This window comes from Jiangella alba (assembly GCF_900106035.1).
GTDB classification, from domain to species: domain Bacteria; phylum Actinomycetota; class Actinomycetes; order Jiangellales; family Jiangellaceae; genus Jiangella; species Jiangella alba.
The window spans coordinates 903,328-926,347 of record NZ_FNUC01000003.1; the positions used below are offsets into that span (position 1 = coordinate 903,328).

20 protein-coding genes are annotated in these 23,020 nt (G+C 72.0%); 9 read left to right on the top strand and 11 right to left on the bottom strand.

Annotation, left to right across the window (positions count from 1 at the left end; translation table 11 throughout):
* Positions 1–44 precede the first annotated feature (44 nt).
* The 5 genes from BLV02_RS06860 to cimA all read left to right on the top strand — a co-directional run bounded on the left by BLV02_RS06860 (position 45) and on the right by cimA (position 7,849).
* Complete coding sequence (locus BLV02_RS06860; RefSeq protein ID WP_069114569.1) at positions 45–1,952, top strand: Xaa-Pro dipeptidyl-peptidase; 1,908 nt, start codon at positions 45–47, stop codon at positions 1,950–1,952.
* Positions 1,953–2,017: 65 nt separating this feature from the next.
* On the top strand, positions 2,018–3,916 hold the full coding sequence (locus BLV02_RS06865; protein ID WP_069114568.1) for a Xaa-Pro dipeptidyl-peptidase: 1,899 nt from the start codon (positions 2,018–2,020) through the stop codon (positions 3,914–3,916).
* 106 nt (positions 3,917–4,022) lie between these two features.
* Positions 4,023–4,817: a glycerophosphodiester phosphodiesterase family protein gene (locus BLV02_RS06870; RefSeq protein ID WP_069114567.1), complete on the top strand. Its 795-nt coding sequence runs from the start codon at positions 4,023–4,025 to the stop codon at positions 4,815–4,817.
* A gap of 40 nt (positions 4,818–4,857) precedes the next feature.
* Positions 4,858–5,952: a branched-chain amino acid aminotransferase gene (locus tag BLV02_RS06875; protein ID WP_069114566.1), complete on the top strand. Its 1,095-nt coding sequence runs from the start codon at positions 4,858–4,860 to the stop codon at positions 5,950–5,952.
* 307 nt (positions 5,953–6,259) lie between these two features.
* A complete protein-coding gene (cimA, locus tag BLV02_RS06880; RefSeq protein ID WP_069114565.1) occupies positions 6,260–7,849 on the top strand; it encodes a citramalate synthase in 1,590 nt (529 codons plus the stop codon).
* Here the strand turns inward: cimA and BLV02_RS36355 are convergent.
* From BLV02_RS36355 to BLV02_RS06895, 4 genes are all read right to left on the bottom strand, one after another.
* Complete coding sequence (locus BLV02_RS36355; RefSeq protein WP_157524349.1) at positions 7,842–7,997, bottom strand: hypothetical protein; 156 nt, start codon at positions 7,995–7,997, stop codon at positions 7,842–7,844. The two genes, cimA and BLV02_RS36355, sit on opposite strands and share 8 nt — an antisense overlap.
* Before the next feature lie 102 nt (positions 7,998–8,099).
* Positions 8,100–8,924, bottom strand: coding sequence for an alpha/beta fold hydrolase (locus tag BLV02_RS06885; protein ID WP_069114564.1), 825 nt, complete (start codon positions 8,922–8,924; stop codon positions 8,100–8,102).
* 35 nt (positions 8,925–8,959) lie between these two features.
* Positions 8,960–9,475 (bottom strand): SRPBCC domain-containing protein, encoded by a 516-nt coding sequence (locus tag BLV02_RS06890; RefSeq protein WP_069114563.1) that lies wholly within the window; start codon positions 9,473–9,475, stop codon positions 8,960–8,962.
* Positions 9,472–9,789: an ArsR/SmtB family transcription factor gene (locus BLV02_RS06895; RefSeq protein WP_069114562.1), complete on the bottom strand. Its 318-nt coding sequence runs from the start codon at positions 9,787–9,789 to the stop codon at positions 9,472–9,474. The genes BLV02_RS06890 and BLV02_RS06895 overlap by 4 nt, the downstream gene beginning before the upstream one ends.
* A gap of 140 nt (positions 9,790–9,929) precedes the next feature.
* Here BLV02_RS06895 and BLV02_RS06900 point away from each other — a divergent pair, with 140 nt between their 5' ends.
* Together BLV02_RS06900 and BLV02_RS06905 are read left to right on the top strand one after the other, a co-directional pair.
* The gene (locus BLV02_RS06900) at positions 9,930–11,378 is read left to right on the top strand and encodes an LGFP repeat-containing protein (protein ID WP_074946179.1); all 1,449 of its coding nucleotides are present in this window, start codon (positions 9,930–9,932) and stop codon (positions 11,376–11,378) included.
* A gap of 72 nt (positions 11,379–11,450) precedes the next feature.
* Positions 11,451–11,969: a hypothetical protein gene (locus BLV02_RS06905; protein WP_141711843.1), complete on the top strand. Its 519-nt coding sequence runs from the start codon at positions 11,451–11,453 to the stop codon at positions 11,967–11,969.
* 24 nt (positions 11,970–11,993) lie between these two features.
* Here BLV02_RS06905 and BLV02_RS06910 read toward each other — a convergent pair whose 3' ends face one another.
* The 3 genes from BLV02_RS06910 to BLV02_RS06920 form a co-directional block, all read right to left on the bottom strand.
* Positions 11,994–14,252, bottom strand: a complete 2,259-nt coding sequence (locus BLV02_RS06910) for a choice-of-anchor A family protein (RefSeq protein WP_069114559.1) — start codon at positions 14,250–14,252, stop codon at positions 11,994–11,996.
* A gap of 97 nt (positions 14,253–14,349) precedes the next feature.
* The gene (locus BLV02_RS06915) at positions 14,350–16,866 is read right to left on the bottom strand and encodes a DEAD/DEAH box helicase (protein WP_216094561.1); all 2,517 of its coding nucleotides are present in this window, start codon (positions 16,864–16,866) and stop codon (positions 14,350–14,352) included.
* On the bottom strand, positions 16,832–17,509 hold the full coding sequence (locus BLV02_RS06920) for a Pr6Pr family membrane protein (protein ID WP_069114558.1): 678 nt from the start codon (positions 17,507–17,509) through the stop codon (positions 16,832–16,834). Before BLV02_RS06920 ends, BLV02_RS06915 begins: the two co-directional genes overlap by 35 nt.
* Positions 17,510–17,559: 50 nt before the next feature.
* Here BLV02_RS06920 and lplAB point away from each other — a divergent pair, with 50 nt between their 5' ends.
* A complete protein-coding gene (gene lplAB, locus BLV02_RS06925; protein WP_069114557.1) occupies positions 17,560–18,606 on the top strand; it encodes a lipoate-protein ligase LplAB in 1,047 nt (348 codons plus the stop codon).
* Positions 18,607–18,936: 330 nt separating this feature from the next.
* Here the strand turns inward: lplAB and BLV02_RS06930 are convergent, their stop codons facing one another.
* The 4 genes from BLV02_RS06930 to BLV02_RS06945 are packed head-to-tail and all read right to left on the bottom strand — an operon-like array spanning position 18,937 to position 22,093.
* Complete coding sequence (locus BLV02_RS06930) at positions 18,937–19,818, bottom strand: 3-methyladenine DNA glycosylase (RefSeq protein WP_141711842.1); 882 nt, start codon at positions 19,816–19,818, stop codon at positions 18,937–18,939.
* Complete coding sequence (locus tag BLV02_RS06935) at positions 19,815–20,201, bottom strand: RidA family protein (RefSeq protein WP_069114555.1); 387 nt, start codon at positions 20,199–20,201, stop codon at positions 19,815–19,817. Before BLV02_RS06935 ends, BLV02_RS06930 begins: the two co-directional genes overlap by 4 nt.
* Complete coding sequence (locus BLV02_RS06940) at positions 20,201–21,328, bottom strand: mandelate racemase/muconate lactonizing enzyme family protein (RefSeq protein ID WP_069114554.1); 1,128 nt, start codon at positions 21,326–21,328, stop codon at positions 20,201–20,203. The genes BLV02_RS06935 and BLV02_RS06940 overlap by 1 nt, the downstream gene beginning before the upstream one ends.
* Complete coding sequence (locus BLV02_RS06945) at positions 21,329–22,093, bottom strand: creatininase family protein (RefSeq protein WP_069114553.1); 765 nt, start codon at positions 22,091–22,093, stop codon at positions 21,329–21,331.
* 35 nt (positions 22,094–22,128) lie between these two features.
* Here BLV02_RS06945 and BLV02_RS06950 point away from each other — a divergent pair, with 35 nt between their 5' ends.
* Positions 22,129–23,019: an ROK family protein gene (locus BLV02_RS06950; RefSeq protein ID WP_069114552.1), complete on the top strand. Its 891-nt coding sequence runs from the start codon at positions 22,129–22,131 to the stop codon at positions 23,017–23,019.
* The last annotated feature ends 1 nt before the right edge of the window (position 23,020 follow it).

A 23,020-nucleotide genomic window follows, 5' to 3' on the forward strand; every position in this document is an offset into this window, starting at 1 on the left:
TGTGACATGGCACAAATCGGAACCTCCGGACATGGGAGTCAGACGTGGTCAGAGCCCGCAGGTTGCTCGCCGTCCCCGTCGCCCTCGCGCTGACCGCGACCGCCGCGGTCGCCACCAGCGTGGGGGCCGGCGCCGCGGACGACGACGAGCCAGGCATCGTGGTCGAGAACGGCGTGACCCAGCCGGTCTTCGGCTATGACGACGCGATCCGCGAGCGCGTCTTCATCACGTCGCCGTACGACTCGGACGCGAACGGCGAGCTCGACGTCATCGCGATCGACATCATGCGCCCGGCCGCCAGCGAGCAGGGGCTGGACGTCCCGGTGATCATGGACCCGAGCCCGTACTACTCGACGCTCGGGCGGGGCAACGAGTCGGAGCTGAAGGCCGACCTCGACGGCGACGGCCTGCTGGACCGCTGGCCGCTGTTCTACGACAACTACTTCGTGCCGCGCGGGTACGCCGTGGTCCTCATGGACATGATCGGCACGAACAACTCGACCGGCTGCCCCACGGTGCACGACGACTCGGACAACCTGTCGCCGAAGGTGGTCATCGACTGGCTGAACGGCCGCATCCCCGGCGTCGACGCAAACGGCGACGAGGTGGTGGCCGACTGGCACAACGGGAAGACCGGGCTCATCGGCAAGTCCTACGACGGCACGCTGGCGAACGGCACCGCGGTGTCGGGCGTGGAGGGGCTGACGACGATCGTGCCGATCAGCGCGATCTCCAGCTACTACGACTACACCCGCAGCAACGGCGTCGTGCAGCGCGGCAACAACTACCTCGCCAGCCTCGCCAACACGGTGACGAACCCGGACCGCCGTGACCACTGCCGCCCGGTCCGCGACTTCCTGTCCGCGAACGACGGTGACGAGACCGGCGACTACACGCCGTTCTGGCACGTGCGCGACTACAACCGCGACGTCGACAAGGTGAAGGCCAGCGTGTTCGTCGTGCACGGCCTGAACGACGAGAACGTCCGCCCCGACCACTTCAGCAAGTGGTGGTACGGCCTCGCCGAGAACGACGTGCCGCGCAAGCTCTGGCTCACGCAGACCGGCCACATCGACCCGTTCGACTTCCGCCGCGAGGCGTGGGTCGACGAGATCCACAAGTGGTTCGACTTCTGGCTCCACGACGTCGACAACGGGATCATGGACGAGCCGATCGTCGACATCGAGCGCGCCCCCGACGTGTGGGAGACGGCGAACGACTGGCCGATCCCGGGCTCGCGTCCCACCCGCGTCTGGCTGGAGCCGAACCCGGGCGCGGCCGGCGGCCTGTCCGTCATCCCGAACCGCCCGCTCGACCCGACGCTGAGCTTCACCGACGATCCGAACCAGCGCGAGACGGCGATGGTGTCGAACGAGGAGACGGTGACGCCGAACCGGCTGGTGTACCTGTCCGACCCGCTGACGGCGCCGCTGCACATCTCCGGCACGCCGACGGTGAAACTGCAGGCCAGGGTGGACGCGGTGGACACCAACTTCGGCGCGATCCTGGTCGACTACGGGCCGGCCGAGCGGGTGCAGCGGGCCGGTGACGGCGTCGTCACCGGCACCGTCGAGGACTGCTGGGGCGCGACCGCCACGTGGGGCGGCTACGCGGAGGACGCCTGCTACAAGGAGGTGCTCAAGCGGGTCGCGCTGACCCAGCGCGAGGTCGTCACGAAGGGGATCGTCGACGGCGTCAACCTGTACGACTACAGCACGCCGACGCCGCTGGTGCCGGGCGCGACGTACGACGTGGAGTTCCCGCTGCTGCCGGAGGACTACGTGTTCCCGGAGGGGCACCGCATCGGCGTGATCATCGTCGGCAGCTACCGCGACTACGGCAGCCAGGCCGACCCGAACCGGGCCACCATCTCGGTGCTGCCGCAGCGCAGCGTCGTCGAGCTGCCGATCGTCGGCGGCCGGGCCGCGGCCGGGCGGGCCGGACTGGAGTGAACGCGTCATGAGGGTGCCGGCGGGGCGTCCGCCGGCACCCGGCTCACCGGACATGGGAGGCACACGTGGTCAGAGCCCGCAGGTTGCTCGCCGTCCCCGCCGCCCTCGCGCTGACCGCCACGGCGGCGGTCGCCGGCGCGGGAGCGGGAGCGGCGGACGAACCCGGCGTCGTCGTCGAGGACGGGGTCACCCAGCCCGTCTTCGGCTACGACGACGCGATCAGGGAACGCGTCTTCATCACCTCGCCCTACGACTCCGACGGTGACGGCGTGGTGGACGTCATCTCCGTCGACATCATGCGCCCGGCTGCCAGCGACCAGGGCCTGAAGGTGCCGGTCATCATGGACCCGAGCCCGTACTACTCGACGCTCGGCCGCGGCAACGAGTCCGAGCTCAAGCTGGACCAGGACGGCGACGGCCTGCTGGATCGCTGGCCGCTGTTCTACGACAACTACTTCGTGCCGCGCGGGTACGCGATCGTGCTGATGGACATGATCGGCACCAGCAACTCCACCGGCTGCCCGACCACCGGCGACGTCTCGGACAACCTGTCGCCGAAGGTGGTCGTCGACTGGCTGAACGGCCGGGCCACCGGCGTCGACGCGAACGGCGACGAGGTGGTGGCCGACTGGCACAACGGGAAGACCGGCCTCATCGGCAAGTCCTACGACGGCACCCTGGCCAACGCCACCGCCGCGTCCGGCGTCGAGGGCCTGTCGACGATCGTGCCGATCAGCGCCATCTCCAGCTGGTACGACTACACCCGCAGCAACGGCGTCGTCACCCGCGGCAACAGCTACCCGTCGTCGCTGTCGAACACCGTCACCAACCCGGCCCGGCGCGAGCACTGCCGGCCGGTCCGCGACGTCCTGGCCGCGAACGACGGCGACGAGACCGGCGACTACACGCCGTTCTGGCACGTCCGCGACTACAACCCCGACGCCGGCAACGTGCGGGCCAGCGTGTTCGTCGTGCACGGCCTGAACGACGAGAACGTCCGGCCGGACCAGTTCAGCAAGTGGTGGTACGAGCTGGCCGAGAACGACGTGCCGCGCAAGCTGTGGCTGACCCAGACCGGTCACATCGATCCATTCGACTTCCGCCGCGCCGAATGGGTCGACGAACTGCACCGCTGGTTCGACTACTGGCTGCAGGACATCGACAACGGGATCATGGACGAGCCCATCGCCGACGTCGAGCGGGCGCCGGACGTCTGGGCCGAGTACCGCGACTGGCCGGTCCCGGGCGCACGCGAGACGAAGCTGTGGCTGCAGCCGTCCACCACGACGGCCGGACGGCTCTCCGTCACCCCGAACCGCCCGTCCGACCCCGCGCTGAGCATCGTCGACGACCCGAACCAGCGCGAGACCGCGATGATCACCAACGAGCTCGCGGTGCAGCCGGGCCGGCTGGCGTACGTGTCCGAGCCGCTCACGGCGCCGCTGCACATCTCCGGCACGCCCACGGTGACCCTGAACGCGTCCGTCAGCACCACCGACACGAACTTCGGCGCGATCCTGGTCGATTACGGGCCGGCCGTCCGGGTGCAGCGGGCCGGCGACGGCGTCGTCACCGGCACCGTCGAGGACTGCTGGGGCGCGACCGCCACGTGGGGCGGCTTCGCCGAGGACGCCTGCTACCGGCAGGTCTCGAAGCGCGTGGCAGAGACCGAGCGGGAGGTCGTCACCAAGGGGATCGTCGACGCCGTCAACCTGAACGACTACGGCACGGTCACCCCGCTGGTGCCGGGCCGGCCGACGAACGTGCGGTTCCCGCTGCTGCCGGAGGACTACGTGTTCCCGGAGGGGCACCGCATCGGCGTGATCATCGTCGGAAGCTACCGCGACTACGGCAGCCAGGCCGACCCGAACCGCGCCACCATCACGGTCGACCCGCTGCGCACGCTGATCGAGCTGCCGATCGTCGGCGGCCGGCCGGCGGCGGTGGCGGCCGGCCTGCGGTAGTCCGCGCCGACCAGGCGGCCACCCGTGGTCGCCTGGTCGGTGAACCTTCCGTGAATCCCTGCTCTGAGCAGGCGTTTTTCGGGTCGCGGCCTGTCACCGTAGGGGCGTGAGCCTGACTCGTTACGGAGTGGAGCCGCACGTGCTGGCCGTCGCCCACCGGGGTGGGGCGGGGCTGGCTGCCGAGAACACCCTGGCGGCGTTCGAGCGGTCGTACGCGCTCGGGCTGCGCTACCTCGAGACCGACGTCCGCGTCACCTCCGACGGCGTCTGCCTCGCCTTCCACGACGCCCGGCTCGGCCGGGTCACCGACGGCCGCGGGCTGGTGCGGCGGCGCACGTGGGACGAGGTCCGGCGCCTGACGGTGCTCGGCGCCGAGCCCGTGGCCCGGCTCGACGACGTCCTGGCCGCCTTCCCCGACGCGAGGTTCGTCATCGACGTCAAGGACGAGGCGTCGCTGGAGCCGCTCGCGCGCGTGCTGCGGGCCACCGACGCGGTCGAGCGGGTGTGCCTCGCCGGGGCGTGGGACGGGTGGCTGGCGGCGCTGCGAGCCGACCTCGGGCCGGGCCTGTCGTGCGCGCTGGGCTGGCGGTCGCTGGTGTCGTGGCTGGCCTGCTCGCACGGACGGGTCGCGCCGCCGCGGCGGGTGGCCAACGGGGGCTTCGTGCACGTGCCGTTGCGCTGGGGTAGACTCCCGATATTCATCGACCGTCTGGTCGAAGGCGCCCATGACCTGGGGTTGCGCCTCATCGTTTGGACGGTTGACGACCCTGTCACGATGCACCGGCTGATCCACGCCGGCGTCGACGGCATCATCACCGACCGGCCCGACGTGCTGCGGGAGGTGCTGATCGCCGAGGGTCGTTGGCCACGCACCGTTTACGCAGAACGCGATGATCGGTAGCGTTGGTTGGACGTCCAACTAGTTCCCGAGGAGCACCGCCATGACACCGACCGCACCGGCACTGGAGTTCTCGACGACGCTCACGTCGAACCCGGTAGCGCCCGAGCGCCGGTCGGAGATCCTGGCGAACCCCGGGTTCGGCACCAACTTCACCGACCACATGGTCACCGCCACCTGGACCCCCGACGGCTGGCGCGACGCCGGCCTGCGTCCGTACGCGCCGCTCGCGCTCGACCCCGCCACCGCGGTGTTCCACTACGCGCAGGCGATCTTCGAGGGGCTCAAGGCCTACCGGCACGCCGACGGCTCCATCTGGACGTTCCGTCCCGAGGCCAACGGCGAGCGCATGCAGCGCAGCGCCCACCGCATGGCGCTGCCGCCGCTGCCCGCCGGCTCGTTCGTCGAGGCCGTCGACCTCCTGGTCCGCGCCGACGCCGACTGGGTGCCGTCCGGCGGCGAGACCAGCCTCTACCTGCGTCCGTTCATGTTCGCCTCCGAGGTGTTCCTCGGCGTGCGCCCGGCCAAGCAGGTCACCTTCTGCGTCATCGCGTCGCCGGCCGGCGCCTACTTCTCGTCCGGCGTGAAGCCGGTCGACATCTGGCTGTCGTCCGAGTACACCCGGGCGGCGCCCGGCGGCACCGGCGCGGCGAAGTGCGCGGGCAACTACGCGGCCAGCCTCATCGCCCAGCAGGAGGCCATCGAGAACGGCTGCGACCAGGTCTGCTTCCTCGACGCCGTCGAGGGCAAGTGGGTCGAAGAGCTCGGCGGCATGAACCTCTACTTCGTGCACGCCAACGGCACCATCGTCACGCCCGAGCTGACCGGCACCATCCTCGAGGGCATCACCCGCGACTCCATCCACGCGCTGGCCGCCGACCGCGGCTACAAGGTCGACGAACGCCGCTTCTCCATCGACGAGTGGCGCGAGGGCGTGGCGTCCGGCGACATCACCGAGGTGTTCGCCTGCGGCACGGCCGCCGTGGTCACGCCGCTGGGCCGGCTGGCCTGGCAGGGCGGCGAGCTGTCCATGGGCACCGAGCCCGGCCCGGTGACGTCCGAGCTGCGCTCCGCCCTGCTCGACGTCCAGTACGGCCGCGCCGACGACCCCCACGGCTGGATGCACCGCGTCGTCTGACACCGCTCGGAGGCCGCCTGCCCGCCCGCGCGGGCCGGTGTGCGTTCCGAGGTGGTGACACCAGCGCCAACTGTTGGCGCTGGTGTCACCACCTGCCGAGGACACACCCAGCCGGCTCACCGGGGTTCGCCTCCACCGGGCGGGTGAACTGTGTCATACTGCTGCACGATGACTTTCTGTCTGATTATTCCGTAGGCGCGCCGGCACCCAGCTCCATGCCAGGCGCGCAGACCTCTCGCATCCGCGAGGGGTCTTTTCTTTTGTCAGCCAACCCAGCGTTTGTCCGCCGACCCGTGAGGACAGAGCAGTGACCGACCCCGAGCAGTTCCACGTCTACGACACCACGCTCCGCGACGGCGCCCAACAGGAGGGCCTGTCGCTCTCCGTGCAGGACAAGCTCGCCATCGCCAGCCACCTGGACGAGCTCGGGGTCGGCTTCATCGAGGGTGGCTGGCCGGGCGCCGTGCCGAAGGACACCGAGTTCTTCCGCCGCGCCCGCACCGAGCTGAACCTCACGCACGCGAAGCTGGCCGCGTTCGGCGCCACCCGGAAGGCGGGCACCACGGCGGCCGAGGACCCGCAGGTGCGTGCGCTGCTCGACGCCGAGACGCCGGTGGTCACGCTGGTGGCGAAGAGCCACGTCGGGCACGTCGAGCGGGCCCTGCGCACCACGCTCGACGAGAACCTGGCGATGATCGCCGACACCGTCGGCTTCCTGGTCCAGAACGGCCGCCGCGTCTTCCTCGACGCCGAGCACTTCTTCGACGGGTACCGGACGAACCCCGAGTACTCGCTGCGGGTGCTGCGCGCCGCCACCGAGGCCGGCGCCGACGTCGCCGTGCTGTGCGACACCAACGGCGGCATGCTGCCCGACGACGTCGGAGCGACGGTGCGCGACGTGCTCGCGCGCACGGGCGCCCGGGTGGGTATGCACGCCCACAACGACACCGGCTGCGCCGTCGCCAACTCCGTCGCCGCCGTCGACGCGGGCGCCACCCACGTGCAGGGCACCGTCAACGGCACGGGCGAGCGCACCGGCAACGCCGACATCCTGACGGTCGTCGCGAACCTCGAGCTCAAGCGCGGCATGACGGTGCTGCCGGCGGGCGCGCTGCAGGAGGTCACCCGCATCGCGCACGCCGTCTCCGAGCTGACCAACATCGTGCCCTACTCGCGCCAGCCCTACGTCGGCGCCAGCGCGTTCGCACACAAGGCCGGCCTGCACGCCAGCGCGATCAAGGTCGACCCCGACCTCTACCAGCACACCGACCCCGCGCGGGTCGGCAACGACATGCGGCTGCTGGTGTCCGACATGGCCGGCCGGGCCAGCGTCGAGCTGAAGAGCCGCGAGCTGGGCTACGACGTGTCCGGCGACCGCGAGCTGGTCACCCGGGTCACCCAGCGGGTGAAGGACCTCGAGGCGGCCGGCTACACGTTCGAGGCCGCCGACGCGTCGTTCGAGCTGCTGCTGCGCGAGGAGGCCGAGGGCCGGCCCAGCTACTTCGACGTGGAGTCGTGGCGGGTCATCACCGAGTCGCGCCCCGGCGGCGACGCCGTCAGCGAGGCGACGGTGAAGCTGCGGGCGGGGGGCGAGCGCGTCGTCGTGACCGGTGAGGGGAACGGTCCGGTCAACGCGCTCGACCACGCCCTGCGCACCGCGATCGGTGCGCTCTACCCGGAGATCGCCAAGCTGGAGCTGATCGACTTCCGGGTGCGGATCCTGGACGCGGCCCACGGCACGGACGCGGTGACGCGCGTGCTCGTGGAGATGACGGACGGCAAGACGTCCTGGGAGACCGTGGGCGTCGGGGCCAACATCATCGAGGCCTCGTGGGAGGCGCTCGTCGACGCCGTCACCTACGGACTGCTGCGCCAGGGGGAGTCGGCGATCAGCTGACGAGCTTGAACGCGCTGCTCATGACGGCCGACGCGTCGGCCCACGTGGGCAGCGCGTCGATCTCGATGATGGTACGGCGGAGAGGTTCGGTGTCGTACAGTTCGACCCGCCAGCCGTTGCTGCCGTGGTCGAGGATCCCCCGGATCACGTGCGGTCCCTTCTCGTGTGGTGTGTACTACGGTATGACCGAAGTGAATTCTGTCACTTTCGGACCGGCGTGTCGCATCGAATTCCGGCGGGTCGACCAAGATCAGCCGTTCGGCCCATGCGACGGCGCCGTCCGCAGCGCCGTCACCATGGACGCCGCGACCGCGTCGGGCGCCGTCCAGAAGGCGGAGTGATCGAGGCCGGGCAGGGTCTCGTACCGCCCGTTCGGCAGCTGGGTGACCAGCGCCTTCGCGCCGGTGTGGAAGAACGGCTCGGACTGCTCGCCCACGGCGACGACCGCCGTCTGGCTCACGTTCCACCGGTCGGTGGGGAGTGGCGTGCCGTCCTGCGTGCCCGCGAGGATCTGCCCGTCGTGGCCCAGCGTGTGCGCGTACCCCGCCATCGTCTCCCACGACGGGTCGGCCTTCATCGGCCCGATGTACTCGGCGGGGACGCCGACGACCCGCGTCATGAACAGCTCGACGGCGTCGCCGCGCCGGTCGGCGGCGACCAGCGCCGCGACCTGCTCGACCCAGTCGGCGGGCACCGGCGGGCGGGAGTCGTCGACGATGAACGGCGGCTCGAACAGGTAGATCCCCGTCACGGCGGCGCCGAGGCCGGTCGCGGCCGCGAGGACCAGCCCGCAGCCGCCGGAACCGGCGGCCAGGGCGGCGGAACCGCCTGCCGCCTGGATCACCGCGGCGAGGTCCTCGATCTCGCGTTCGGGGGCGTACGGCCCGCCGGCGCCGCTCCGGCCGACGCCGCGGCGGTCGTAGCCGACGACGGTGAAGTCGCCGGCCAGCGCCGCGGCGGTCGCGTCGAGGCCATGGTGGTCGTCCATGGTCGTGTTGACGAGGACGAGCGCGGGCCCCGCCCCCTGGGTGGTGTAGGCGATGGTGGTGCCGTCGGCGGAGATGACCTGGTCCATGAGGTGCTCCCGTTCGCGTCGTGTGGTCGAGGTGTTCAGCCGGCCAGGGGAGCGCCGGTCTCGAGCAGGCTCTTGAGGTCGCTGAGCACCCAGGCGTGCCCGCCGCCGGCGCCCTCGGCCTCGTTGTCGCCGCGGGACAGAGCGGCCAGCAACGGCGCGCCGGCCAGCTCGTGCGTCACCGTCAGCGAGCAGGACGTGCCGTCGGGCGCGGGCCTGATCTCGTGCGTGATGCGGGTGAAGCCCTCCTCGGCCATGGCCGGGTCCATCAGCATGCGGAACGTCGTGACGAGGCGCTTCGGCGGCTCGGCCTCGATGACCTCACCGTCGACGATGACGTCGGGGCACGGGAAGCCCTGCGCCTCGGCCGCGGCCTTGAACTCCGGCGTCGGCGCGACGGTGTAGGCGCCGCCGGGCCGCAGGTCGTAGCTGGCGAGGCCGGTGTAGCCGTAGCGCGCCGTCCACTCCGGCTTCGTGATGGCGTCCCAGATCGCCTCCGGGGTGGCCTTGATGTAGATGCGGTACACCTGCGTGGTCTGCGTCGCGGTGGTCATGATTCGTCCTCCAGTTCGGCCTTGAGCTCCAGGAGCGCCGTCGTGTGCGGCTCGGTGTACTTGTCGATCCACCGGTCGTGGATCTCGCGGATCGGGATCGGGTTGAGGAAGTGCAACTTCTCGCGCCCCGACCGGCGCGTGACCACGAGGTTCGCGTCCTCCAGCACGCGCAGGTGCTTCATGACCCCGAAGCGGCTCATCTCCAGCTCGGACTCCAGCTCGGTCAGCGTGCGGCCGTCGCGCGCGAAGAGCAGGTCGAGCAGGAAGCGCCGGGTCGGGTCGGCGAGTGCCTTGAAGACCCGGTCGTCGCTCATGGCAGCGACGATAGGTGACCAAATGGTCACATGTCAATCCCTTCACACCGGCTACCCGCGGTGCCATGCTGCGAAGAGGGGAAACGTCAGGCGGCCCGGTGCCGCACGGCCCGGGCCAGGCAGCACAGGGGGCGATGGCCATGCCGGACGACGTGGACGGGACGGGTACCCAGCTCATCGAGCGGCCGTTCGAGAACCCACACGCGGGCGATCCGGTCCTGGGGCCGGCCTACGCCAACGGCTACAAGGAAGGCGCGTTCGGCGACCACACACTGGACAACAACCCCGCGGGTGAACCCGGGGCGGCCACTGACGCGTTCACCGAGGGCTTCGACGACGGCATGGCCCGGTTCGAGGCCTACAAGAAGGGCTTCAAGCGGGGCATCACCGTCGGGCTGCGCGGGGTCACCGTCGACGACTTCGTCCCGCCGCCGCTCGGCACCGAGCACGTCGAGGACCTGAAGGCGGCCTGGATCGAGGGCCGGTCCGACGGCCTGGGGGTGGCCCGGATCGTCCGCGACGGCATCGAGGCGAAAGCCCTGGAGGCGCCGGGCTTCGACACGCCCACGGGTCCGATCCACTCGACGCCGGTGAGCGGCGGGCGGCTCTACTCGCAGGAGTTCAACGGCGACCGGGCGATCTACTTCCTCCACCCGTCCGGCCAGGCGTTCGCCATCGACGCGCCGATCTTCGCGGAGTACCAGGAGATCGGGGCGCTGGGCAGCTTCCTGGGCCGGCCGGTCACCGACACCAAGCGGCTGCCCGACGGCCGCGGGAAGATCACCGAGTTCGAGAGCGGCACCATGTACTCGACCGCCGACACCGGGGCGCACGAGGTGCACGGGCTGATCGGCGCCAAGTGGAAGGAACTGGGCGGGCCGACGGGCGACCTCGGCTATCCGACCAGCAACGAGCAGTTCGAGCGGGCCGACCGCGGCAGGGTGAGCACGTTCGAGCACGGCGACATCTACCTGTGGGACGACCTCGGCCTGCAGGTGGTGCGCAGCATCCAGGTCCGCTACCGCGGGCAGAACTGCTTCGCGGAGTCCGACGAGCTGTCCGCCCAGGACGAGACCTATGTCGTCGCCACCGTCGTCGGCCCGAACCGCGACGCGACCGTCTCCGTGCGCAGCCGGATCTTCGACGTCGACGCCGGCGGCTCGTTCCCGGACACGATGGTGGTCTACCAGGGGCCGCCGGCCGGCATCGGCGCGCTGACCGTCACGATGGCCGAGCACGACACCGGCAACCCGGACGAGTACCGCGGCCAGATCGAGGCCGGGGTGCGGCTGGCGATGAACGGCCTGGCCGCCGCCGTCGCCGCGACCGGGGTCGGGCTCACCGTCAGCGGCATCGCGCTCGCGCTGGCCAACGCCGGCGCCGGGCCGATCGCCAACGCCATCAACGACGCCATCGACAGCGGCGACGACACCATCGGCACGGCCGTCTTCCCGCTGGCGCCGAAGTCGCTGATCGGCCTCGCCCGCTCGCCGTTGCAGCGCGAGCGCGACGTCGAGTTCCACCTGGCCACGCCGCTGCTCACCGGGGAGGGAGCGTACAAGGCCTACTTCGACGTCACCTTCGGCTGACGGTGCTCCATCCTTTCGCGCGTCCGGCCCGTATGAGGAGGGGAGGACCATCGACCTGCGAAAGGACGTCAGATGAAGCGCATACCCGCAGCCGTGCTCGCGTCGCTGGCCACGGCCGCGCTCGTCGCGCTGCTCGCGTCGGGCGGGCACGGGCACTCGAAGGGCCGCACGGTGATCGAGGCCGACACCATGGTCCCGGTCGACGGTCCGTACGTCGGCACCGCCAACCCGATCCGCGGCGTCAACGGCGGCGGCCTGCCGTGGCAACTGGACGACGCGGACGTGGAGCTGAAGAGCAACGGCCGCATCGAGGTGGAGGTCGACGGCCTGGTCCTGCGCGAAGCGGCCCCGGTGCCGCCGGACCGTCAGGGCATCAACCCGGCGCCCTCCTTCGTGGCCGTCGTCAGCTGCCTGACCACGGTCGACGGCGCCGCGACGACGGTGAACGTGGCCACCGACCCGTTCCCGGCGTCCACCCGCGGCGACTCGGAGATCGAGGACCGCGTCGACCTGCCGGAGCCGTGCATCGCCCCGGTCGTCTTCGTCGGGCCGAACGCGACCACCTGGTTCGCCGCGACGGGCGTGGGGTGACGCCCGCCGCCTACAACGTCGTCGCTATGGCCGGCGCGGCCTCGTCCGGGTGGTGACGAGCGCCGCGCCGCCCCCGGCCAGGAGCACGAGCGCCGCAACGACCAGCGCGGCCCGAGGGCCGGCGCCGGTGTCGGGCAGGTCCGTGCCCGGATCGTCCGTCGGCGTCGCCGTCGGCTCCGGATCGTCCGTCGGCGTCTCCGTCGGGTCGGGTTCGCCGGTCGGGGTCGGGGTCGGGGTGGGCTCCTGGGTGGGTGTGGGAGTCGGCGTCGGCTCCGGCACCGCGGTCGCGGTGTTCGTGACGGTCACCTGGGCGGTCTCGCCCTCGGCGATCGTGACCGAGTCCGGCGAGACGACCGGGGTGCCCCACTCGACGCCGTCGACGGCGGGCAGGTCGGCCTCGGCGAACGTCACGACGGTGCCCACCGGCAGCGACTGCGGCCCGGCGACGGCCGATCCGTCGGCGGGCAGCGTCAGCGAGCCCGTCACCGTGGCGCCGTCCGCGTCCGGGTACGAGTAGTCCAGCGTGAACACCGTCCCGGCCGGCACCGCGTCCGCGCCGTCGCCGTCGAGCGCCTTGGCGCCGGCGAACCCGCCGACCTCGGGGGCGGACTCGTTGGCGGTGTTCGTGACCGTGACCTGGGTGGTCTCGCCCTCGGCGATCGTGACCGAGTCAGGCGAGACGACCGGGGTGCCCCACTCGACGCCGTCGACCGTGGGCAGGTTCACCTCGGTGAACGTGACGACGGTGCCCACCGGCAGCGACTGCGGACCGGCGACGACCGACCCGTCGGCCGGCAGCGACAGCGTCCCCGTCACCGTCTCGCCCGCCGCGTCCAGGTACGAGTAGTCCAGCGCGAACGTGGTCTCCGGTGCGACGCCCTCGGCGGCCTCGCCCGCCAGGACCTTGGCGCCCGCGAAGCCGCCCACGGAGGGCGCGGCCTCGTCGGCGGTGTTGGTGACGCTCACCTGGGCGTTCTGGCCGTCGGCGATCGTGACCGACGACGGCGAGACGACCGGGGTGCCCCACTCGACGCCGTCGACCGTGGGCAGGTTCACCTCGGTGAACGTGACGACGGTGCCCACCGGCAGCGACTGCGGACCGGCGACGACCGACCCGTCGGCCGGCAGCGACAGCGTCCCCGTCACCGTCTCGCCGCCCGCGTCGAGGTAGGAGTAGCCGAGCGTGAACAGCGTCTCCGCGGGCACCGCACCGGCGGCCTCGCCGTCCACGACCTTCGCGCCGGAGAAGCCGCCGAGGGACTGGACGGTGGGCGTGCAGTCGAGGCCCTTGCCGCCGATCCACGGGTAGTTGTGCTGCTCGTTGCCGACCCCGCTCGTGGTGAAGTCGCCGCCGACGAGCACCCGGCCGTTCGTGCTGGCCGTCGCCGAGACGTCCGCCGCCGGGGCGAGGATCGAGCCCATGAACTGGCTCGAGCCGCCGAGCGTGAGGCTGGGCGTGTCGACGAAGTTCCAGAGGATCTGGGACGCCGCATTGCCGAAGTCCGGGCCGAACGCGTCGACCCGCGTGCCGTTGAGCGAGACGTAGTTCTGCGTGTAGGCGATCGGCCCGCCGACGACGTTGACGACGATCGGCGCGTCGTCGGCGACGCCGGTGAAGTGGACCTCGCTGGAGGCGGCCAGCTGCGCGGCGTCGACGGTGAAGACCTCGAGGTCGGTGGCGCCGGCGCCGGCGAAGGTCGCGGCGCCGAACTGCACGGTCGTGGTGCCGGTCGGGGTCTGCCCGGCGAGGTCGGCCGAGGCGGACGTGATGTCGGCCAGGAAGGTCCCGTGCGGGGCGATCGCCGCGTCGGCGCCGAGCCCGTCGCTGGCCGTGCCGCCGTTGGTGATGACATTGCCGCTGGTCGCGCCGCCGACGAGCACGTCGCCGCCGCCGTCGACGTTCGCGCCGACGTCGAGGTTCAGCCCCGGCACGACGGTGAGGTCGCCGCCGACCTGCAGCATCGGCTCACCCGGCGGCGGGACGATGCCCGAGCCGACGCCGACGGAGCCCACGTTGAACACGCCGGCCTTGTCGAACGTCGCATTGCCCAGGACGACGAGCAGGCCCTCGGACTCGGCCGCCGACCCCGTCGCGAGGTAGTCGCCGCCGACGAACACCGCGGGGCTCGCGTCGGTGTAGGTGAGCACGTTCCCGATCGGCGGCATCCCGCCGACCGGCGGGCAGGTCGGGTCCGGCACCGCCGCCTGCGCCGGCGTGACCGCGCCGCTCAGGGCGAGCGTCACGACGGTGGCCGCGGCGAGCCCGCCGAGGGTGTGCTTCATGAGAGAACCCCGTGTCACATCGTCGACTCACTGTCGCGAGCACTGTAAAGGGCTGGGCGGACGCGAGCAGCGCTTTCCGGAAATGTGCGGTTCCGGGCTAGAGACGGCCGGCGTCGCTGACAGCCACGACGGGGAAACCGGCGGCGTTCGACTCGGCGAGGTCGACGGTGACCGTGAAGCCCCAGTCGTGGTCGCCGGCGGGGTCGTCGAGGATCTGCCGGACCTCCCAGCGGTCCGCGTGCTCGGTGACGATCAGCTTCTTCGCGCTGCGTGCGTCGGGCCCGATGCCGATGTCGGCGTGCTCGTCGTAGTACGGCTCCAGCGCGTCCTGCCAGTCGTCGGCCGTCCAGTCGTCGGCGGAGTCGAGCGCGGCCAGCCCGGCCCAGTCGCGCCGGGCGGCCAGCTCGACCCGCCGGAACAGCGCGTTGCGGACGCCGACCAGGAACGCCCGCCGGTTCTCCGTGATCGGCCGGGGCGTGTTCTCGACCGGGACCGCGCCGCCGTCGTCGTCGAGCGCCGCGGGGTTGCGCAGCGCCTCCCACTCGTCCAGCAGCGAGGAGTCGACCTGGCGGACCAGCTCGCCCAGCCACTCGACGAGATCGGCGACGTCCTCGGTGCGGGCCTCCTCGGGCACCGTCTGCCGCATGGCGCGGTAGGCGTCGGCGAGGTAGCGCAGCACCAGCCCTTCCGAGCGCGCCAGGCTGTAGAACGCGACGTACTCGCCGAAGCTCATGGCGCGTTCGTAGAGGTCGCGGGCGACGGACTTGGGCGACAGCTCGTAGTCGCCGACCCACGGGTGGCTCTGCCGGTAGATCGTGAACGCGGCGTCGAGCAGTTCCTCCAGCGGCTTCGGGTGGGTGACGTCCTCGAGCAGCTCCATGCGCTCGTCGTACTCGATGCCCTCGGCCTTCATCGCCGCGACCGCCTCGCCGCGGGCCTTGAACTGCTGCGCCGACAGCACCTGACGCGGGTCGTCCAACGTCGCCTCCACGACGGAGAGCAGGTCCAGCGCGTGCGTCGGCGACTCCTGGTCGAGCAGGTCGAACGCGGCCAGCGCGAACGGCGACAGCGGCTGGTTGAGCGCGAAATCGGGCTGGAGGTCGACGGTGAGCCGCACCGTCCGGCCGTCGGCGTCCGGCGGATCGATCCGCTCGACGACCTGGGCGGCGACCAGCGCGCGGTAGATCGCGACGGCGTCGTGCACGTGCTTGCGGGTGCGCGACGGCGGCTCGTGGTTGTCGGTGAGCAGCTGGCGCGCGTGGGCGAACGCGTCGCCCGGCCGGCTGATCAGGCCCAGCACCATGGCGTTGCTGATCTCGAAGCTGGACGTCAGCGGCTCCGGTTCGGCCGCGATCAGCCGCTCCATGCTGGCCTGCCCCCACGAGACGAACCCCTCCGGGGCCTTCTTGCGGACCACGCGCTTGAGCTTCTTCGGGTCGTCGCCGGCCTTCGCGACCAGCCGCTGGTTCTCGATCTCGTGCTCCGGCGCCTGGACGATGACCTCGCCGAGGGTGTCGTACCCGGCCCGGCCGGCCCGCCCGGCGATCTGGTGGAACTCGCGGGCCGACAGCTGGCGCATGCGGACGCCGTCGTACTTGGTGAGGCCGGAGAAGACGACGGTGCGGATGGGGACGTTGATGCCGACGCCGAGGGTGTCCGTCCCGCACACCACCTTGAGCAGGCCGGCCTGCGTCAGCCGCTCGACCAGGCGGCGGTACTTCGGCAGCATGCCGGCGTGGTGCACGCCGATGCCGGCGCGGACCAGCCGGTTCAGCACCTTCCCGAACCCGGAGCTGAACCGGAACCCGCCGATCTCCGCGGCGATGCGGTCGCGCTGCTCGCGACTGGCGACGTTGACGCTGACCAGCGCCTGCGCCCGCTCGACCGCCGCCGCCTGGGTGAAGTGGACGACGTAGACCGGCGCGCGGTGCGTGGACAGCAGCTCGGCCAGCAGGTCGTGCGTGGCGTCGCGCGAGTACTGGTAGGTCAGCGGCACCGGGCGCTGCGCCGACGTGACGACGGCGACCTCGCGGCCGGTGCGGCGGCGCAGGTCCTTCTCGAAGAACGCGACGTCGCCGAGGGTGGCCGACATCAGCAGGAACTGCGCCTTCGTCAGCTCCAGCAGCGGCACCTGCCAGGCCCAGCCGCGCTGCGGGTCGGAGTAGAAGTGGAACTCGTCCATGACGACCTGGCCGACGTCGGCGTCGTCGCCGCTGCGCAGTGCGATGTTGGCGAGGATCTCGGCCGTGCAGCAGATGATCGGCGCCGTCGGGTTGACGCTGGAGTCGCCGGTCATCATGCCGACGTTGGCGGCGCCGAAGATCTCGATGAGGGCGAAGAACTTCTCCGACACCAGCGCCTTCAGCGGCGCCGTGTAGAACGTCCGCCGTCCGTCGGCCAGCGCCGCGAAGTGCGCCGCCACCGCCACCAGGCTCTTGCCCGACCCCGTCGGCGTGCTGAGGATGACGTGCGAGCCGGAGACCAGCTCGATCAGCGCCTCCTGCTGCGCCGGGTACAGGTCGAAGCCGCGCTCGGCGGCCCACTCGGTGAAGGCGTCGTAGAGGGAGTCCGGATCGTGGTCAGCGTGTTCGAGCGACGTCGTCAGATCCGGCACGGTCACCGAGCCTACGGTCGCCGACGACGAACAGCCAGCCCACGCCGAGCAGCAGGACGGTGATCCCCGCCGAGTTCAGCAGCGTGCGGCCGTAGCCCAGCTCCGACACGTCGATGAACGGGTACGGGTACCAGTCGACGAGCTCGCCGCGGACCAGCGTGTAGATCAGCCAGGCGACCGGCCAGATCAGGCTGGCGAGCAGGACGTCGCGGCCGAACCTCGGACGGGGGCCGTACAGCAGCCAGCCGATGACGCCCAGCAGCGGCGACAGGTAGTGGAAGCCGATGTTGGTGAGCACCGCGGCGCCGTCGAGATTGACCTCGCCGCGCAGCAGCGTCACGTAGACGACGCCGGTGACGGTGATGCCGATGAGGCCGGCGAGGCGCAGGACGCGGAAGGCGCGGCCGTCGGCGTCGGGCCGGACGGCGAGGATCGCCGCGCCGATGCCGAGCAGGATGTTCGACTGCACGGTGAAGTAGCTGGGGTAGTTCACCAGCCGCATGGCCCGCGACGGCGGGTCGGCGCCGTCCTCGATCAGCACGTTGGTGCCCTGGATGACCAGCACCAGCTGGGTGACCAGGGACGCGGCGATGACCAGCGCCGTCACGAGGTGCCAGCCGCGCGCCGCCGCCTTCGATCGCATGGTCGGAGCGTAGCGGGAACAGCCCCGTGGCCGGGGCGGTTGTCACGATCATGCATGGTGAGTTCAAGGTGCCGGGCGGCAAGCTGGTCGTCGTCGACCTCGACGTCCTCGACGGCGTCATCCGGCACGCGCGCGTCAGCGGCGACTTCTTCCTCGAGCCCGACGACGCGCTGGAACGCATCGACGCCGCGCTGGCGGGCGCGCCGGTCTCGCTGTCCGCGGCCGAGCTGGCCGCCCGCGTCGACGGCGTGCTCGACGGCGTGGTCATGCTCGGGTTCTCCGCCGAGGCCGTCGCGGTCGCCGTCCGCCGGGCCCTCACCGGCGCCACGTCCTGGACCGACCACGACTGGCACTTCCTGCACGAGGGGCCGCAGCCGCCGGCGCTGCAGATGGCGCTCGACCAGGTGCTGGCCGAACAGGTCGGCGCGGGGGAGCGGCCGCCGACGCTGCGGGTGTGGGAGTGGGCGTCGAACGCGGTGATCATCGGCAGCTTCCAGTCGCTGCGCAACGAGGTCGACCTCGCCGGTGCCTCGCGTCATGACGTGACCGTGGTGCGGCGGATCAGCGGCGGTGGCGCGATGTTCGTCGAGCCCGGTAACACGATCACGTACTCGCTGTACGTGCCCGAGTCGCTGGTGTCCGGCCTCTCCTTCGTCGACTCCTACGCCTTCCTCGACGAGTGGGTGGTGGCGGCGCTGCGCGCCCTCGGCATCGAGGCCAGCTACCAGCCCATCAACGACATCACCTCACCGGCCGGCAAGATCGCCGGCGCCGCCCAGAAGCGGCTGGCGGGCGGGGTGGTCCTGCACCACGTGACGATGGCCTACGACATCGACGCGGCCAAGATGCTCGAGGTGCTGCGCATCGGCCGCGAGAAGCTCTCCGACAAGGGCACGAAGAGCGCCAACAAGCGGGTCGATCCGCTGCGGTCGCAGACCGGGCTGGCGCGCGCCGACGTCATCGACCGCATGGTGGGGACGTTCCGGGCCCGCTACGGCCTGACCGACGACGCGCTGGACGAGAAGACGCTGCGGCTGGCCGAGGAGCTGGTCGACTCGAAGTTCGGCACCGAGGAGTGGCTCGCCCGCGTGCCGTGACATCGGCCGCGGCTGCCTGGCGTCCGCGGGCCGGAGCGCTTGATCGGCCAGGGCTACTCACCACAGATGTTGACGCTGGCACCAACAGGTGGCGCCGGCGTCAACCCGTCCGATCGGATCACTCGGGGGCGAGGGCGCTGACGCTGTCCGGGTCGAGCAGGGGCTCGTGCTCGGCGAGCAGTCGCGCCGTGTTGACGGTGGTGCCAACAGGTGGCGCCGGCGTCAACCCGTCCGGACGGGATCACCCGGGGGCGAGGGCGCTGACGCCGTCCGGGTCGAGCGGGGGCTCGTGCTCGGCGAGCAGCCGCGCCGTCAACCCGTCCGATCGGATCACCCGGGGGCGAGGGCGCTGACGCCGTCCGGGTCGAGCAGGCGCTCGCACTCCGCGAGCAGCCGCGCCCGGACGTCGGCGCCGCGGGCGGCGAAGGCGCGCTGCCGCTCGACGTACTCGCGCTTGCCCTCCGTCGTCTCGATGCGGACCGGTGCGTAGCCGAGGTCGCTGAGGTCGTACGGCGAGGCGCGCATGTCGAGCTCGCGGATCTCGCCCGCCAGCTCGAACGCGTCGACGACCAGCTCGGACGGCACCAGCGGGGTGAGCTTGTAGGCCCACTTGTAGAGGTCCATGCCGGCGTGCAGGCAGCCCGGCTGCTCCATCGACGGCTGCAGCTCGCGGGTGGGCGTCAGGGTGTTCAAGGGCCGGGCGGACGGCGTGAAGAAGCGGAACGCGTCGAAGTGCGAGCACCTGATCTGGTGCGCCTCGACCACCTCGTCCGTCCCCGAGTGGCCGAGCCGCAGCGGGTACGTCTCGTGCCGGACGTCGCCGGGGCGGGTGCGGTAGACCATGGCCCACTCGTGCAGCCCGAAACAGCCGGTGTGCGCGGGCCGCGACGCCGTCGCGGCGAGGAGCCCACGCACCCACTCGAGTGTCGCCGCCCGCCGCTCGATGACGTCCGTCCCGACGGCGACGCCGGAGGGCCCGGCGACATACCCCGACCACGACGCGTGCGGCGGCGACCCCGCCAGCACCACGCCGAGCCCCGGGTGCCAGCGCCGCAGCTGGGCCGGCTTGAAGCTGTAGTAGGTGAAGAGGAAGTCGTGGACGGGGTGCGCCACACCCTCCCGCCGCCGCGACAGGTGCGCCCCCACCAGCGCGTCGACGCGCGCCTCGTGGGCGAGCAGGCGCGCCCGCCACTGCGACTCGGCCAGGATCACCCGTCCAGCGTAGGCAATGCGGCGACGACGTCGACCTCGACGAGGATGTCCATGAGGTCCGACCCGACGGTGGTGCGGACGGGGAACGGCGGCCGGAAGAACTCCTCGTACGCCTCGTTGTAGGCGGCGAAGTCGCGCTTCAGGTGCTGCAGGTGCACGGTCACCTTGACGACGTCGGCGAAGGACGCGCCGTGGGCGGCCAGGACGGTCCCGACGTTACGCAGCACCTGGCGGGTCTGCTCGGCGACGTCGTCGGGAACGCGGCCGGTGGCGGGGTCCTGCGGGCCGAACCCGGCCGTGTAGAGGAACCCGTGGGCGACGGCGGCGTGGCTGTAGGGTCCGGCCGGCGACGGCGCGCCGGGCACGGTGGCGTAGGACGGCATCAGTGGGTCAGGTCCCCTTCCTTCTCGTTCAGCGCGGCGTAGTGCGCGAGCTTCTCCTCGTCGACGAGGACGCCCAGGCCGGGGCCGGACGGGACGGCGAGCGAGCCGCCGGCGAGGTCGAGCGGCTCGATGATGTCGTCGGCGTGCAGGTAGTACATGCTGTCGATGGCGCGGTCGAGGATCGGCGTGCTGCCCACGACGGCGAGGTGCGCGGCCGTCGCGATGCCGAGCTCGCCGCCGCTGTGCAGGTTCATCCCGAGCCCGAAGGTCTGGCAGTGCGCGGCCAGGTGCTTGGTCGCCGACACGCTGCCCCACTTGTAGACGTCACCGTGCACGACGTCGACGGCGCCGAGCCGGACGGCGGGCGCGAAGTCCTCGAACCGGACGACGCACATGTTGGTGCACAGCGGAATGCGGACCCGGCGGCGCACCTCGGCCATGCCCTCGATGCCGACGCACGGGTCCTCCAGGTACTCCAGGTCCAGCTCCTCCAGCCGCAGCCCGGCCCGGACGGAGTCCGGCACCGACCACGCCGCGTTGGGGTCCACCCGCAGGTCGACGTCCGGCAGCCGGGACCGGATGGCCCGCAGGATCTCGACGTCGCCGAACGGGTCGCGGGTGCCCTTGAGCTTCACCGCGGTGAACCCGCCGGACGCCACGACCGAGGCCGCGTGCTCGGCCAGCGCCCCCGGCAGGTCCCGGGCGGCGACGTCGCCGGCGTCGGCCCGGGTGACGAGGGCGGTGATCGGGACGCGGTCGCGCACCCGGCCGCCGAGCAGGTTCACCAGCGGCTGCCCGGTGAGCTTGCCCATCGCGTCCCAGCAGGCGACGTCGAGCGCGGCGAGCGCGGCGTAGCCGAGGTAGCCGTGGAAGAACGGCACCATCGTGTGCGTGCTGTGGAACGCCTCCAGGTCGAACGGGCTCCGCCCGACCAGCGACTCGCCGAGCCGGCGCACCAGCGCGGCGACCGGCCGGCCCCACATCGTCTCGCCCCAGCCCTCGACGCCGTCGTCGAGGCGGATCCGCACGACGGTGCGGGTCTCGCCGGTCTTGGTCTCGAACGAGCTGGTGAACGGGTTGGTGAGCGGGAGGTTGACCACCCACGCGTCGACGGACCTGATCTGCATCTAGCTGTTTCCTTCCCGGTGGTGCTGAGCGCCGTGCGAGGCGGCGGTCGCCTCGTCGAACGCCCGGATCGCGGCGGCCAGCCGGGCGCCGAGCCCGGCCAGCAGGTCGTGGTCGGCGGCCGCGCCGCTCGCGTCGTCGGTGACGCCGCCGGCGCGGGCCCACTCGCCGTGCCGCTCGGCGACCAGGCCCGGGTACGGCGGGTGCTCGAACAGCGGCGGCGGGGACGGCGACGCGGAAGCGCCCGCGGTGACGGGCCGGACCAGCGCGGGCTCCGCCGCCAGCAGCAGCGACGTCTCGAACCGGCCGGCGTGGCCGGGGGAGCGGCCGGGCGAGCCGAGGCTCCAGTAGTTGGCGGCCGCGACGGCGACGTCGTGGCGCAGCGCGGCGGACTTCACGGCCAGTCGCATCGGCTCGTCGTTGCCGCCGTGCCCGTTGACGATCATCAGGCGGCGGAACCCGCAGTCGACCAGGCTGTCCAACACCTCGGCGAGCACGGCCTGCAGGGTGGACGCCGTCAGCGTCACCGCGGCGGCGAACCGGTGGTGCGGGCTCAGCCCGTACGGCAGCGCCGGCAGCAGCACGACCTCGGGCAGCTCCTCCGTGAGCGCGCGGGCCACGACGGACCGCACCAGCAGCGTGTCCGCGCCCAGCGGCAGCCGGGCGCCGTGTTGCTCCTGCGAGCCGATCGGCAGCAGCGCGATCGAGGCCGGCGCGACGGCCCGCAGCTCGGCCCAGGTCAGCTCGTCGAGCTGGCGTACAGTCATCTCCTTCTCCCCATGCCCGGAAGGAGGGCGCGACGATGCTGGGCGCGGTCGAGCTGCTCCCCGGGCTGGTGCGCGCGGCCGCCGTCGACGACGACGGTCAGCTGCGCCAGCTGGTCGAACGGTCCTTCCACGCCGACGCCGGAGGCGCCGACATCGAGGCGGTCATCGCCGACGTCGCCGCGCAGTGCTTCACGTTCCAGCGGGTCCGCGGCATCGGCATCGCCTGCCCCGGCCTGGTCGACGTCCACACCGGCGCCATCGTCGAGCTGCTGGACCTGCCGCAGCTGCAGGGCTTCCCGCTGTCCGACGTCGTCGCGAAGCACGGCCGCGCCCCCGCCGTCGCCGAGCACCGGGCCCGGCTGCAGGCCATGGGCGACCGCTGGTTCGGGCAGGGCCGCGGCCGCCGCTCGTTCGCGTCGGTGACCACCGGCGAGACGCTGGGCGTCGGCATCCTCTACGACGGCCAGGTCATCGCGCCGCCGGGCGGGCGCAGCGGCGCACACATGATCGTCGCCGCCGAGGGCGAGATGTGCACGTGCGGCAGCCTGGGCTGCTGGAAGACCGTCGCGACGACGGCCTGGCTGCGGCGCGCGGCCACGGCGGCCGGCCTCGACGGCGTCACCGGCCTGGCCGACCTGGTGCGGCGCCCGGAGCCCGCGGCCGCCGCGGTGCTCGACCGCTACGCCGACCACCTCGCGCTCGGCCTGATCAACATCCAGCACCTGTTCGCGCCGGGCCGGTTCATCGTGCACGGCGAGGCCCGCGCCGCCGGCCAGGCCTTCCGCGACCGCATCGAGGACCGCCTGCTCGCGGTGACGTCGTGGAGCGCCGAGGCGGAGCGGCCGCACCTGGTCGTCGCCGACGTCGACGAGGACGTGTCGGCGCTGCTCGGCGGCGCCGGGCTGGTGCTGACGCGGCTGGGCTGAC

What these genes read in the sequence shown, in the direction of transcription:
- BLV02_RS06920 (WP_069114558.1), bottom strand. Translation starts at nt 17,509, where the DNA reads ATGCGATCGAAGGCGGCGGCGCGCGGCTGGCACCTCGTGACGGCGCTG.
- BLV02_RS06875 (WP_069114566.1), top strand. Translation starts at nt 4,858, where the DNA reads ATGACACCGACCGCACCGGCACTGGAGTTCTCGACGACGCTCACGTCG.
- BLV02_RS06935 (WP_069114555.1), bottom strand. Translation starts at nt 20,201, where the DNA reads ATGCCGTCCTACGCCACCGTGCCCGGCGCGCCGTCGCCGGCCGGACCC.
- BLV02_RS06885 (WP_069114564.1), bottom strand. Translation starts at nt 8,924, where the DNA reads ATGGACCAGGTCATCTCCGCCGACGGCACCACCATCGCCTACACCACC.
- BLV02_RS06900 (WP_074946179.1), top strand. Translation starts at nt 9,930, where the DNA reads ATGCCGGACGACGTGGACGGGACGGGTACCCAGCTCATCGAGCGGCCG.
- BLV02_RS06890 (WP_069114563.1), bottom strand. Translation starts at nt 9,475, where the DNA reads ATGACCACCGCGACGCAGACCACGCAGGTGTACCGCATCTACATCAAG.
- BLV02_RS06910 (WP_069114559.1), bottom strand. Translation starts at nt 14,252, where the DNA reads ATGAAGCACACCCTCGGCGGGCTCGCCGCGGCCACCGTCGTGACGCTC.
- BLV02_RS06940 (WP_069114554.1), bottom strand. Translation starts at nt 21,328, where the DNA reads ATGCAGATCAGGTCCGTCGACGCGTGGGTGGTCAACCTCCCGCTCACC.
- BLV02_RS06895 (WP_069114562.1), bottom strand. Translation starts at nt 9,789, where the DNA reads ATGAGCGACGACCGGGTCTTCAAGGCACTCGCCGACCCGACCCGGCGC.
- BLV02_RS06945 (WP_069114553.1), bottom strand. Translation starts at nt 22,093, where the DNA reads ATGACTGTACGCCAGCTCGACGAGCTGACCTGGGCCGAGCTGCGGGCC.
- BLV02_RS06950 (WP_069114552.1), top strand. Translation starts at nt 22,129, where the DNA reads ATGCTGGGCGCGGTCGAGCTGCTCCCCGGGCTGGTGCGCGCGGCCGCC.
- BLV02_RS06905 (WP_141711843.1), top strand. Translation starts at nt 11,451, where the DNA reads ATGAAGCGCATACCCGCAGCCGTGCTCGCGTCGCTGGCCACGGCCGCG.
- lplAB (WP_069114557.1), top strand. Translation starts at nt 17,560, where the DNA reads ATGCATGGTGAGTTCAAGGTGCCGGGCGGCAAGCTGGTCGTCGTCGAC.